General features: G+C 42.6%; 11 protein-coding genes and 1 tRNA gene. 8 read left to right on the top strand and 4 right to left on the bottom strand.

Annotated features, from left to right (window positions below):
• Positions 1–267: 267 nt before the first annotated feature.
• Both HMPREF1154_RS07630 and HMPREF1154_RS07635 read right to left on the bottom strand, forming a co-directional pair.
• The gene (locus HMPREF1154_RS07630; protein WP_050999711.1) at positions 268–1,047 is read right to left on the bottom strand and encodes a DUF481 domain-containing protein; all 780 of its coding nucleotides are present in this window, start codon (positions 1,045–1,047) and stop codon (positions 268–270) included.
• 347 nt (positions 1,048–1,394) lie between these two features.
• Positions 1,395–2,792, bottom strand: a complete 1,398-nt coding sequence (locus HMPREF1154_RS07635) for an ATP-dependent DNA helicase (RefSeq protein ID WP_009642016.1) — start codon at positions 2,790–2,792, stop codon at positions 1,395–1,397.
• Between the two features lie 113 nt (positions 2,793–2,905).
• Here HMPREF1154_RS07635 and HMPREF1154_RS07640 point away from each other — a divergent pair, with 113 nt between their 5' ends.
• The 4 genes from HMPREF1154_RS07640 to HMPREF1154_RS07655 all read left to right on the top strand — a co-directional run bounded on the left by HMPREF1154_RS07640 (position 2,906) and on the right by HMPREF1154_RS07655 (position 5,777).
• Positions 2,906–3,574, top strand: coding sequence for a hypothetical protein (locus HMPREF1154_RS07640; protein ID WP_009642019.1), 669 nt, complete (start codon positions 2,906–2,908; stop codon positions 3,572–3,574).
• Positions 3,516–4,379, top strand: coding sequence for a DUF3822 family protein (locus tag HMPREF1154_RS07645; protein ID WP_255347090.1), 864 nt, complete (start codon positions 3,516–3,518; stop codon positions 4,377–4,379). Before HMPREF1154_RS07640 ends, HMPREF1154_RS07645 begins: the two co-directional genes overlap by 59 nt.
• Positions 4,380–4,526: 147 nt before the next feature.
• Positions 4,527–4,766: a NifU family protein gene (locus HMPREF1154_RS07650; protein WP_016421051.1), complete on the top strand. Its 240-nt coding sequence runs from the start codon at positions 4,527–4,529 to the stop codon at positions 4,764–4,766.
• Between the two features lie 72 nt (positions 4,767–4,838).
• Complete coding sequence (locus HMPREF1154_RS07655; RefSeq protein ID WP_009642017.1) at positions 4,839–5,777, top strand: GYDIA family GHMP kinase; 939 nt, start codon at positions 4,839–4,841, stop codon at positions 5,775–5,777.
• Here the strand turns inward: HMPREF1154_RS07655 and HMPREF1154_RS07660 are convergent.
• A complete protein-coding gene (locus HMPREF1154_RS07660; RefSeq protein WP_009642018.1) occupies positions 5,728–6,060 on the bottom strand; it encodes a 2Fe-2S iron-sulfur cluster-binding protein in 333 nt (110 codons plus the stop codon). The two genes, HMPREF1154_RS07655 and HMPREF1154_RS07660, sit on opposite strands and share 50 nt — an antisense overlap.
• Positions 6,061–6,318: 258 nt before the next feature.
• Between HMPREF1154_RS07660 and HMPREF1154_RS07665 the strand changes: the two genes are divergently transcribed.
• The 4 genes from HMPREF1154_RS07665 (at position 6,319) to HMPREF1154_RS07680 (ending at position 11,866) form a co-directional block, all read left to right on the top strand.
• A tRNA-Val gene (locus tag HMPREF1154_RS07665) sits at positions 6,319–6,393 on the top strand.
• A gap of 177 nt (positions 6,394–6,570) precedes the next feature.
• Positions 6,571–9,711: a protein translocase subunit SecD gene (secD, locus tag HMPREF1154_RS07670; protein WP_009642021.1), complete on the top strand. Its 3,141-nt coding sequence runs from the start codon at positions 6,571–6,573 to the stop codon at positions 9,709–9,711.
• 69 nt (positions 9,712–9,780) lie between these two features.
• On the top strand, positions 9,781–11,046 hold the full coding sequence (locus HMPREF1154_RS07675) for an NAD(P)/FAD-dependent oxidoreductase (RefSeq protein ID WP_009642025.1): 1,266 nt from the start codon (positions 9,781–9,783) through the stop codon (positions 11,044–11,046).
• A gap of 25 nt (positions 11,047–11,071) precedes the next feature.
• Entirely contained in the window at positions 11,072–11,866 is a 795-nt protein-coding gene (locus tag HMPREF1154_RS07680; protein WP_009642015.1) for a TatD family hydrolase, read from the top strand.
• 353 nt (positions 11,867–12,219) lie between these two features.
• On the opposite strand, the gene HMPREF1154_RS07685 is transcribed toward HMPREF1154_RS07680, so the two are convergent.
• Positions 12,220–13,020, bottom strand: coding sequence for an IS256 family transposase, variant Zn-binding type (locus tag HMPREF1154_RS07685; protein ID WP_009641149.1), 801 nt, complete (start codon positions 13,018–13,020; stop codon positions 12,220–12,222).
• Positions 13,021–13,219 lie beyond the last annotated feature (199 nt).

The raw sequence follows: 13,219 nt of genomic DNA on the forward strand, positions 1-13,219 counted from the left end.
TGAGTTCGACGTAAGCAAAATTATATTTTTCTCCCACAGATTCCACGGATTTTCACAGAGAGAATAACGCAACAACTAAGTATAACTCTTTAATTTCCACGGATAAATAAGGCCTTTGGCCTTATAAAAATCTGTGTAAATCGCAACAGCACAATTACACAAACATAGAAAATCTGTGAAATCCGTGAAAATCTGTGGGAGCTTTCGTTATATCGAACTTATGTTAAATAATTTCTCTTGTAAAAAACTTTTGAGATATTTTTTCTTTTAAAATGATATAAATACCCCTCCTGTAAAAATGGTATAGCCTTTGCGGATAGGGACTATAGGGCGGGTATGGTAGAGGTATTGGTAGGAAAGCCATACCCCAAAGTGCTCGGTAATCTTGTGACGGAGGTCTAAGGCGGTAGCCCAACGGGGATTGCCTATTTTGCTATCCATACGATTGTGCATATAGGCGCTGGCAATCAGTAACCACTTCTCGGTAAATTGGAACTTAAGGCCTGTATGCAATTGAGACTTGATATTTCTCTGATACTCCCTCCCTTCAAAGCTATGGGGAAGCGGTACGCCATTGTAGTTCCATTGTTCGTATTCGCCAAAAAAGCCTATGCCCGCGAACCATATGAAGTGCTCGGTTTGAACTAAATGAAATCGGGATTGTAGCCCCGCGGCCAATTTCAATTCCAAGCCTCTGGAGGGTGTCCATACGGATTCAGCAAAAGGATAGATCTCTATCGCTTTACGAATCATATAGCGATATTCCCCATGCAAGAAACCATTGTTGACCGAGGTAGCCTCTCCTGAGCGAATCATCTCTACCTGATTAAAGAAGGTCAGGGCATGCTTCTTTCTGACCAATAAAGTGATATTGGTATTATTTTTTAGCTGGAAGAAGTCCTCCCGCTCCGTTTTGAAATTGAACTCAGGGGCGATTGTGCCTTGTATCACCCGTGTTGTATCAATAGGTGTTGCCAGACTCTCTGTAAAAATTATCTGAGCCTCAGCCATAATTGGCGTAAGAAGTAATAAATAAAGAAATCTCATAATAATGGTTAATTGTTAATTGTTAATTATTAATTATTAATTTAAGTTTCGCAAGCTTTATAATTTACTGATTCTCAAAACATCCCCCCTACCCCCCCTCAAGGGGGGAGTTAGTAAGTGATAGGGGTTCAATAAGTTATAGAATGGAAATTTTCTAATTTGATAAACAAATTAGGCCATTTCAACGCCCTTAAAGCTCCCCCTTTGGAGGGGGGTGGGGGGGAGGTTTTTACAAACAATTGATTATCAGCTATTTGTAATTGTAATAATAGCCTAAAAATGACTTGCGAAACTTAAATTATTAATGATTAATGGTATTGATCATTAATCATTATTGGCATTAATCATTAAAAAATGACATCTTCTGCTGCAAAGTTTATCAGGTATAGTTTTTTCTTGGCGCGTGTAATGGCTGTATATAGCCAACGGAAATAAGCTACACTTTGGCCTTCGGGAAGATAGGGTTTTTCTACAAATACCTTCTCCCACTGTCCGCCTTGGCTTTTGTGACAGGTAACAGCATAGGCATACTTTACCTGTAGGGCATTATAATAAGGATGTGTACGAATATTCAGCGGAGCTATAAAGCCCGTTTGCTTGTTATACTCTTGTAATATTGCTCGATATAGTTCGTTCTGCTCCTCATAGGTTTGTGAGGGGTTGGCACTGGTAAGTGTATCTAGGAGCAATATGGCCTCGAAAGGGTCTATATGAGGGTAGTCCAATAGCCGAATGAGCACATGAGCAAAGGTATTGCCATAGAGTCGCTCCACCGATTGTATCTCAAGCACTTCTATGGTATCGCCATTGGCGATAAAGCCTGCGGTATCGGCCGCCCATAGGTAGTTGTTCTTGACCACCATCAGTTGGTCGCCCACACAGAGGAGTTCGTCGTACTCGAAAGCTACCTGCCGTATCTGCTGGTTGTACTCCACGGCACGCTTATTGGCACGTACAATAAAGCAGGTCTCCTCCACCCCACTCTCCTCATAGGCTTCCAAAAGGGCGTCCTGCACCTCGGAGGCATTCTCCAGAAGAACTATATCCTTGAAGGGGGTTATACGCATACGGAAATTGTCCTTAAAGGCCTCAATACGCTTTCTTAGTCGGGTAGCATTGTAAAGGATACCCGATTTGCGCCCTTGTCTGACCACATCGGTAAGGACACCCTCAATGACTTCCTTATGATAGACAAAGGAAAGCCTGTCGCTATCCAAGGCAGGACTTAGGGGGGTATGTATAGGGGGCAACTGTGCCGTATCGCCTATGATCAGCAAGCGGCAATTATCCCCTACATAGACAAACTCCATGAGATCCGAGAGTAACGACCCCTGACCAAAGACACTTTCCTCCCCTATCATAGAGGCCTCATCCACTATAAAGAGCGTATCGGAGGCTTTGTTGTCCTTCAGTGAAAAGGAAAACATACCCAGCTCATCTATCGCCTGATAGATATACTTATGAATGGTAAAAGCCCGCTGAGCAGTGTAGGTAGTCATCACTTTAGCCGCTCTCCCCGTGGGTGCCAGCAAGACTACCTTCTGAGAAAGCGCCTTGAGAGTCTTGACAAGGGTGTTAACCAGTGTGGTTTTTCCCGTCCCTGCAAAGCCCTTCAGAAGGAAAAGACTCTGGTCATTATCGTCGGCCAAAAATCCTGCAAGTTCCTCTAAAACAGACTCTTGCGATTCGGTCGGCTCCCACCCAAAGTGCTCTAAAAGTAGCTCATAGATATCCTCTATATCCATATGTTGATAAATAATTTCAAAGATAAGAAAAATTTCTTTGCAAAAAAGTCTTTTTTTAAAAAAAATATTGTATTTTTGCTCATTGTTGCGAATTTAATACAAATACATATTATATGAGAAGAGGAATTCAAGCTGCTTTGTTGATAATCAGTGTGATAGGTTTTTATTTGATATACAAATCTATCCAGACGCCTATTGAGTTTGCCCGTGAGAGCAAGGCGCGTTTTGCCAAAGTAATTGCTACGCTGAAGGATATCCGTAAGAGCGAAGAGGCTTACGAGGCGATCAACAAGACTTATACGAACAATTTCGCCGATTTGGAGAAATTCATTGAGAATGGGCAGTTCTATATCACCACCACTCGTGATACTAGCTGGACTGCATTTGACCCACACTTTAAGATAGATGTGCTCAAACAAAGCTCAATTACTGATACCATAGGAAAAGTATCTGTAAAGGATTCCCTATTTAAGGGGTCTGACCGATACAAACAAATGGCATCAGTAAAAGTGGGTGATCGTACCATTCCTATCAAGATAGAAACAGGAGTTATCACTCGTGATAATGATGTGAAGTTCCCTGTATTTCAAGTAAAGGTATCTAAGAAAGATATTCTTGAGGGCTTAGACGAGGAAGAAATAGAGAGAGAACTCCAAAAAGTAGGGGTGAATGATATCAAAGGCCCTTATGTATCGGTAGGTTCTATGACCGAGGTATCAAGTAATGGTAACTGGCCGTCTTACTACAACGATAAGTCAGAAAACAAAAGTGGCTCAGAATAATCATTTACATATTGAGTTTAAAAAAATGTCCATTCAATTGAATTTGGATGGGCTTTCTTTTTGTATCTTTAACCCAGGACTCTCTTGTATAGAGTCTATCTATCACTTATCACTGCCTGCTTCTATGCCGCCTATTGTTGCCGAGCAGGAAGTACAAAAATATCTGAATGAGGAGCGGGCTCTCTGTCAAGACTTTGATACAATCAAGGTATTGCATAACAATGAGCAATTCGCCTTTGTACCTGAAAGACTCTTCGCTACGGAACACCTTTTTGAGTACCTCAAGTTCAATGTGGCGGAGTATCGCAACCAGATTATTAGCCATGATACACTCAGCAGGGAGAAGATGATCAATGTGTATATCCCCAACGCCGCTATCAACCGAGTCCTAAGAGAGACCTATGGAATTTTTGAGTACGAACACTTCACTACCACTCTCTTGGGCGTACTACTGATGCACAATCCTCAGAAAAAGGATGCTATCTATGCCCATTTTGACAAGAATGCCTTCCACTTGGTCGTATTCAAAGAAGGACAACTGGCTTTTTTCAATCGTTTTGCTTTTGAGGAGCCTATAGATATGCTCTATTACCTGCTCTTTTCTTTAGAACAACTCGCTATAGATACCGAAGTTACTCCTTTGTATCTCTTGGGAGATATCATACGTAACTCCGAGCGGTATTACCTTATATATAAGTATGTGCGATTCATCTATTTTCTCCCTCCACAGAAGAATAACCCCTTCTGCCAAAATATGGATCCTACACTGGCCAGACAGAATTTTATATTGACACACACCTTTTGAAAAGTAAAAGGTAAAAGGTAAGAGTACTATAGTAACTGACTACTGACTACTGAAATTAACAATTGACAATTAATAATTAACAATTAAAAATCGTTTTTATTCCGTATCTTTGCGCAAAGAAAACGTAAAACCTTATAACATATTAGCATGAATAATCCAGACTTATTGAAACGAGTGGAAACTGCCTTAGCTGAAATTCGCCCTTACTTACAAAATGACGGAGGAGATATCTCCCTAATTGGTATAGAAGAAGATAAGATTGTAAAAGTACAGCTCTTAGGGAGCTGTCTGAATTGTAGTGTGAACCAAATGACCCTCAAGAGTGGCGTAGAAATGACGGTAAAGAAATATGCCCCTGAGATAGAAAAGGTTGTGAATGTAATTTAATTAAGAAAAGAATAATTTGTTTTGTTTATTTCCCTTTAGGGGCTACGGCTCTTAAGGGGTTTTTCTTTACTTATGGAAAAAAAAGAGTTTTACGCCCACGGAAAGTTACTCCTCACGGGGGAGTATGCCGTTTTGGACGGTGCTTTGTCCTTAGCCCTACCCACTCGGTATGGGCAGCATATGGAAGTATCTTCGCTCAAGGAACAGCGCATTCATTTTCGTAGTCTTACCATGGATGGCTCAATATGGTTTGAAGAAGACCTATTTACAGGAAGTGACAATCCCATAGCCCAGACCTTAGAGCGTATTCTTAGAGAAGCTCAAAGGCTACAAGCTGATTTCCTCTTGGAGGGAGGCGCTATGGTTACCACTCGCTTGGAGTTTCCCCAAGGCTGGGGATTGGGGTCGTCCTCTACCCTGATTGCCATGCTTGCCCAATGGGCAGGCGTGGATCCTTACCAACTCTTGTGGAATAGCTTCGGGGGGAGCGGGTACGACATAGCTTGTGCCACGGCCTCCTCTGCTATCCTCTACCAGCTACAAGAGGGACAAGCCAAGAGCTATCCGATCTACTATCAGCCTGAGTTTGCCGACTCGCTTTTCTTTGTCTACTTAAACCAAAAGCAGAACAGCAGAGAGGGCATTGCCCACTACAAGGCTATCAAAAAGCACAAAGCAAGCCTCCTCCAGCAGCTCACTCACCTTACTGAAGCAGTGTATCGCTGCCGCGACAAGGCGCAATTCGCCACTCTTATCACCGAGCATGAGGCGCTACTCTCTACTTTCTTACAGCTACCCACTGTAAAAGAACGCCTTTTTGCCGACTTTGCAGGGGCTATCAAGAGCTTAGGGGCTTGGGGGGGCGACTTTGTTTTGGCAGTAGGTGAAGGAGACTATGTGAGAGACTATTTCACAAGTAAAGGATTCGATACCATACTCCCTTTCAAGCAAATGATTCTCCCTACGGATAGGGAGCCAATATTACCTCCAAGCCCTCAAGGTCTTCCGTAATAGGAATTTGGCAACCCAAACGACTGTTTTCTTTGGTATAGGAAGTTTCAAAAAGCATAGCCTCCTCCTCTGGGCCTATCTCAGGCAGGGGGGTATCGCTCATGATATAGCATTGGCAAGAGCCACACATGGCCATACCGCCGCATACCCCTATTTCGCCATCTTCGGCTATAGCATAAGCACGAATGACCTCCATAAGGGACATATTCATATCGGTAGGGGCTTCCACCTCAAAGAGGACGCCATTCCTATCGGTTATTTTTAGATTTACTTCTGCTGACATATCAGTTGTATGAGAGTGCAAAAATACGAAATTAATGTTTAATGCCAACAATGATTAATGATTAATGACCAATGAAATAGTGATTAGTGATTAGTGATTAGTGAACAGTGATTAACATCTGCTAACCTCTAACCACTGACTACTGACCACTAACCACTGATAGCTGACAATCAAAGGGTTGTGATTTTTAAAAAAAATTCTTGGAAAAATATTTGTCAGTTTAAAAAAAGGTTGTATCTTTGCACCCGAATTACAAAAGGGTTCTTAGCTCAGCTGGTTCAGAGCATCTGCCTTACAAGCAGAGGGTCACTGGTTCGAATCCAGTAGGACCCACTAACAAAGTAAAAAGGTAAAGAGTAGTCACCTGCTTTTTACCTTTTTTTGTTACCCTAATTTTTGCATCAATCATTCTCATAGGCTGTTAAAAAAAATTTCCGCTCAAAAAAGCTGTTTATTTACATAATTTTCATATATTTGCACGTTTTTTGAAATAGTATAAATCATTGTAAAATGCAAAACAAAGGATTAGTAAAATTATTTGCCTTACTCTTTGGTTTAGTGAGCATTTATCAGCTCTCCTTTACCTTTGTAGCAAATCGTCAAGAGAAAAAAGCAGAAGAATTTGCAGCCCTCAAAGTACCTACTTCCGTAGAAGATTATTCGCATAAGCGTGAAAAAATCGTAAGTCAGTACTTGGATTCTATCGCTAATGAAACTGTGTACAACTTAGGGATAGCCAGCTACACCTTCAAGGAAGTGAAAGATAGAGAACTCAAGCAAGGGCTTGACCTCAAGGGAGGTATCAACGTAACCCTACAGATATCTGTACATGATATCCTCCGTGGGCTTGCGGATAACTCCAAGAATGCTGACTTTGAAAAGGCGTTAGCACAAGCCGATAAGCGCCTTCGCGAAACTGACCAAAGCTATATAGACCTCTTCTTTGAGGCCTTTGATGCTACTGGGGCTAAGCTGGCTGCGGCTGATATCTTCGGTAACAAAACCCTCAGCTCTCAGATTACTCCTCAGATGAGTAACTCTCAGGTACAACCTATCATCAGAAGAAAAGTAGATGAGTCCATCTCCTCTGCCTTCGAGGTATTGCGCAAGCGTATCGATAAGTTTGGGGTTACTAATCCTGATATTAAGAAATTAGGTAACTCAGGTCGTATCTCTGTGGAACTGCCTGGTGCTAAGGATATTTCTCGTGTAAAAAACCTCTTACAGAGTACCGCCCAATTGGAGTTCTGGGAAACCTTCAAGGCTTCAGACTTTACTATGTTCTTCGGTCAGCTCAACGCTGCCCTACAAGCCAAAGAAGCTCCTGCTAAAGCAGAAGAGACCCCTTCAACCGCCCAGACTACACCCCATGAGACAGATAGCCTAGCTACTGCTACCGCTGATACGCTGGCACATGGCGAAGTAGACAAACTCTTAGGTAAGACTGAGGAAAAGAAGGATTCTATAGCTCCTGCACAGAAGAATCCTCTCTATGACCTTTTCCAGCTTACCCAAGGGGACAACTCTCCTTCTATAGGCTATTTCTTAGCTGCCGATACTACCAAATTGCTCTCTTACCTTCGTGGTGATGAGGCTAAAAGACTCATGCCTGCTGAGCTTAAGAACGCTAAGTTCGTATTTGGCAAGCCTCACAAGCTAGACAACTTCCAACAGCTCTACCGCTTATTCATGCCTTACGAATACGAGCAAGCGCGTCCCGCTGAGGCTAAAGCCTTCAAAGAACGCCTACAAGGTCTCTTGCGCAAGTCTGACCTTGTGGAACTCTATGCCCTACGCGGTAACCGTACCAACGAACCCCCACTAAGTGGTAGTGTCGTTACTGATGCGGTACAAACTTATGACAACCATAACCAGCCTTGTGTATCCATGAATATGAATAGTGAAGGTGCTAAAATATGGGAAAACCTTACAGGAAAAGTATTTACTGAAAAAGGAAATATCGCTATTGTACTGGATAACATCGTATATTCTGCCCCTAGTGTAACCTCTGGCCCTATTGCAGGAGGTAGCACCCAGATTACAGGTAACTTTACCGTACTAGAAGCGCAAGACTTAGCCAACGTACTACGTGCTGGTAAATTGCCAGCCTCTGCCGATATCGTACAATCTGTAGTGGTAGGCCCTTCTTTAGGACAAGAAGCCATCACCAGCGGATTTATCTCTTTTGCTATTGCGGGGTTGATCATCTTCTTCTGGATGCTCTTCTACTATGGCCGTGCAGGGGTATTTGCTGATATTGCTCTGCTCTTCAACATTCTCCTTATGTTCGGTATCTTGGTGAGTATCAACTCCGTACTTACCCTCCCAGGTATTGCGGGTATTGTACTTACCATAGGTATGTCCATAGACGCGAATGTGATTATCTTTGAGCGTATCCGAGAGGAATTGAGGAATGGCAAAGCACTCACCCAAGCTATCCATGACGGATTTAGCCATGCGATTACCTCCGTACTCGATGCCAATATCACCACTTTCCTCACCGGTGCAGTACTCTTTATCTTCGGTAGCGGGCCTATCAAAGGTTTTGCCACTACCCTGATGATTGGTATTATAACCACTATCTTTACAGCGGTATTTATCACTCGCTTACTCATTGACTGGTATGTAGCCAAAGGCAAAGACCTTTCTTTCTCCACTTCGCTTACTAAGAATCTTTTGGCCAAGGTCAATGTAGATTTCCTTTCTAAGAGAAAACTATGGTATGCTATCTCTGGGATACTCATTCTCATTAGCTTAGGCTCTATGTTCACCCGTGGCTTTGACCAAGGTATTGACTTTGTAGGAGGTCGTTCTTACCAAGTACGCTTTAAGAACCCAGTAGAGACACAGAAAGTGGCCAGCCTTCTGAAAAAATCCTTAGGTTCTGTAGAGGTAAAAACCTTCGGAGCTGCCAACCAAGTACGTATCTCTACCAAGTACAAATACAATGACGAAAGTACCCAAACCGATAACGAAATTCAAGAAATTCTCTACAAGGATCTACAACCTGTAATGGGTGAGCAGATCTCTTACGACGAGTTCATGAGTGGTGAGGGACTTGGAGTGATGAAGTCCGACAAGACAGGGCCAAGTATCGCTGAAGACATCAAGAGTAGTGCCGTATGGGCAATCATCGGTTCGCTTATCATCATCTTCGGATATATCTTGGTACGTTTCCGCAAATGGCAGTTCTCTATGGGAGCGGTAGCCGCCCTTACCCACGACGTGATTATCACCTTAGGGGCGTTCTCTTTGCTCTACTCTGTGATGCCTTTTAGTCTTGAGATAGACCAACAGTTCATTGCAGCGATCCTTACCGTAATTGGTTACTCCTTGAACGATACGGTGATTATCTTTGACCGTATCCGTGAAGAAATAGGCAAGAGTGGTTGGAGTGCTCAGACACTTAACCATGCCATCAGCACTACCCTAAGCCGTACGCTGAACACCTCCCTTACTACCTTGCTAACGCTCTTGGCCATCTTCATCTTTGGGGGAGAAACCCTCCGAGGCTTCATGTTTGCCATGATCATCGGGGTAGTGGTTGGTACTTACTCTTCTATCTTCGTAGCTACCCCATTGGTATATGACTCCTCTAAGAGAGAAAGAAGAGAGGACGCACAAAAAGAAGTAGAAGGACATAAGAAATAATTTACTTCATTGTCATATTACTAAATTGCAAAATCTGTGGGGAGTGCTCCCCACAGATTTTTATCATATATGAAAGATATCACCGATGTAATCATCATAGGCGCAGGTGCTTGTGGGCTTTTCACCGCTATCAATATAGCTGAAAAAGCCCCCCATATGCGCATACGTATTCTTGAGAAAAGCAAGGAAGCCCTCGGCAAAGTACGTATCTCTGGCGGAGGGCGCTGTAACCTGACCAACGCGGAGACAAACCCTCGCGAATTTGTCAAGAACTATCCCCGTGGTAACCGAGAGCTGTTGGGCGTATTCTCGCGGTTTTCGTCCCAAGATACCGTCCGCTGGTTCTCCTGGCATGGAGTCGCTATAAAGCAAGAAGCCGATGGTCGTATGTTCCCCCAATCCAACAGCTCGCAGACCGTGATAGACTGTTTCCTTTCCTTGGCTAAGAAATATCATATAGAGATCCTATACAGGCAAAATATTCAGTCTTTTTCCTATGAGCAGGAGCTGTGGCAGGTACAAGGCACCGAGACTTTCCTTTGTCGCCATCTGGTAGTGGCCACTGGCAGTAACCCCAAGATATGGCAACTGCTCGCTGGCTTAGGCCATACCATTGTACCGCCTGTGCCTTCGCTCTTTACCTTTGCCTCTAAAGACTCCTTTGTAGAAGGACTGGCGGGGGTGAGCAAGCAAGTGGGGGTCAAGCTCTTAGACAGCCAAGGAACGCCACTGAAGGTGCCTCTTATAGACAAACAAGGACTTATAGGAGCACTACTTATCACCCATTGGGGTTTCAGTGGGCCTGCGGTACTCAAGCTATCGGCCTTTGCCGCGAGAATCTTGGCTGAGTTGGAGTATAAGTTTGCCCTACAAATCAACTGGTTAACTCAAATAGATGAACTACTCACCGCCCAAGATGCGCTCACCATCTTGCAAGAGGAAAAACAGCAACACCCACGCAAGGAGCTACAGAATCATTGTCCGTTCTCCTTAGCCAAAAAGCTATGGAACAAGCTCTTAGAGCGCGCTGGGGTACTGCCTCACCAGCTATGGGCAGAGTTGAACAAAGGGCAGTTACACGCCTTAGCCAAGGAACTCACTGCAAGTACTTTCTCTATTGAGGATAAAGCCCCTTTCAAAGAAGAGTTTGTTACTGCCGGAGGCGTCTCCCTCAAGGAAATTGATTTCAAGAGCTTTCGCTCCAAGCTATATCCTACGCTCTATATAGGAGGTGAAGCCTTGGATATAGACGCCGTTACAGGAGGCTATAACTTCCAAAACGCTTGGAGTAGTGGCTACATTATTTCAACAATGATTAATGCCAATAATGATTAATCATTGACCATTAAACATTAAAAAAATGATAGATATTGGCCTAAACCTAACCAACCGACAATTTGTCCACGACCAAGAAGAACTCCTCTACCGTGCTGAGGAGGCGGGCGTAACCCAAATGATCCTCACCGGCACCTCACTTCGCAGTAGCAAAGAATCCTTTGCGCTTGCCAAGGGCTACCCTACCCTGCTATATAGCACCGCAGGAGTACACCCCCACGATGCTAAAACGATGAACGAACAGACCATTCCTCAGCTCAGCACCCTACTGAAGGAGAAACAAGTGGTAGCCGTAGGAGAATGTGGTTTGGATTTTGATCGCGATTTCTCGCCACGCCCTGTACAAGAGCAGTGTTTCCATGCCCAACTCGCCCTCGCCCAAGAGGTGCAAAAGCCACTATTCCTACACGAGCGTGCTGCCTTTGACCGATTTGTAGGGATTCTCAAGGATTATACCAACCTACCTAAGGGGGTAGTACATTGTTTTACAGGCAGTTTGAGTGAGGTAAAAACCTACCTTGAGGCAGGTTACTATATTGGTTTTACAGGCGCCATTAGCGACACCCGCCGATTTGCTTTCTTGGAAGAGGTAGTGCGTTATGTGCCCTTAGATCGTATGCTTATAGAGACCGATGCGCCCTTTATGCTTCCCAAGAATATACCTGCACACCTGCTAAACCCACGAGATAAGCGACGCAATGAACCCGCTTTCCTACCCTATGTAGCGCAAAGTATCGCTCACTTTAAGAAAATTAGCGTCAAGGAAGTAGCGGAGGCAACGACTAAGAATGCCAAAGAATTATTCCCCCTTAGCGAGTAAGGGGGAATTTCTCCCTCAAACTTAAAGAAACTTACACGCTATGAGATGCTATCTTCATCGTCTTCAAATTCATCATTTTTTTCGGTATAATGGACAAAAATGTTGCTTTTCGGTATAATGGACAAAAATGTTGCTTTTTTTGGGTATATAGCTTCTAATGGACAAAAGTGTTGCTCTTTTTTAGACAGGTATTTGGATAATACAAAAAACTACCTTACCTTTGCCCTATCTGTATAAACGGAAATAGGCTCTGCTGGGGAGCAACCTATCAGGGATAATACAGATGCTATACAAAATGTTAATATGAGGGAGCTTGTAATAAGGCTCCCTATTTTTTTAATATTTTGGCAGCCCTATGCCTTTAAAAACCCATCAATAAATTTCTTTTTCCTTTCCAAAGACAAACCATTATGATTCCTTAGTTTATTCTTTAAGTCCGCAAAATGACCATCTATTGCATTCGTTGTATTGGGAATATTTAGTTCTATTTTATTATACCAAGTAAAGAGCCATGATAAGTTGTTTTTCAAACTTCTATAGGCGCTTCTTAGCTTTTTATGTGTATAATGTGTTCTGCCTGTCAATGGATTAATACTTCTCTCTTTGAGAAAATCTCCCCATTTTTCATGCCATAATCCCAAAATTCCTTCAAATGATTCTTTGTCTGTATTAGTCAATAAATTCACTACTTTTATTAGTTCTTGCGCAGCAGGGAGTTTAGGATTCTTGGTTAAATATCTGACAATAATTGCCTTTTGATGGAATTGACACATTTGAACAGGAATATCATTAAAAGACTGTAATAGTCCTTTTCTTCCATCGCAAACAATTGCTATAACTTCAAAACCTTTGCTTATAAGTTCTTGAATTCCTTTTATATACAAAGCATTCGTTTCATTTTTCACATAGTACTTTAGAAGGTTCTCTTTAGTTATTGCATCTTTAAAAAGCATAACGCCAAACTCTCTTCCCCAATAAGTTGTATCCATCAGAACGATCACCTTTCGGGCTGTTTTAAGCTGTTTCTTGACAGAATAATTATCTAACTTTCTTTGGATTGTTCTTATAGAACACCTATATTTTTCAGCTAATTGAGCATAAGTCTGTTTACCTTTGACATACTCTTCCCAAAGTAAATCTTCATCTATATTCAATTGCCTCTTGGCTAAAAAAGTCTTTCCACAGGCATAACACTTGTATCGTTGAACACCCTCTTTAGTGCCATTTTTCTTAGTTATTTTGCTGCCACAGTAAAAGCAAATTTTTTATTCATCTTTTCAAATAGCTGCAAAGGTAGATAAAATAAGGGATTGAAGAACTTTCGAGCAACATTTTTGTCCATTAAGCCAAAAA

It is taken from the genome of Capnocytophaga sp. CM59 (genome assembly GCF_000293175.1).
Lineage (GTDB): Bacteria > Bacteroidota > Bacteroidia > Flavobacteriales > Flavobacteriaceae > Capnocytophaga > Capnocytophaga granulosa.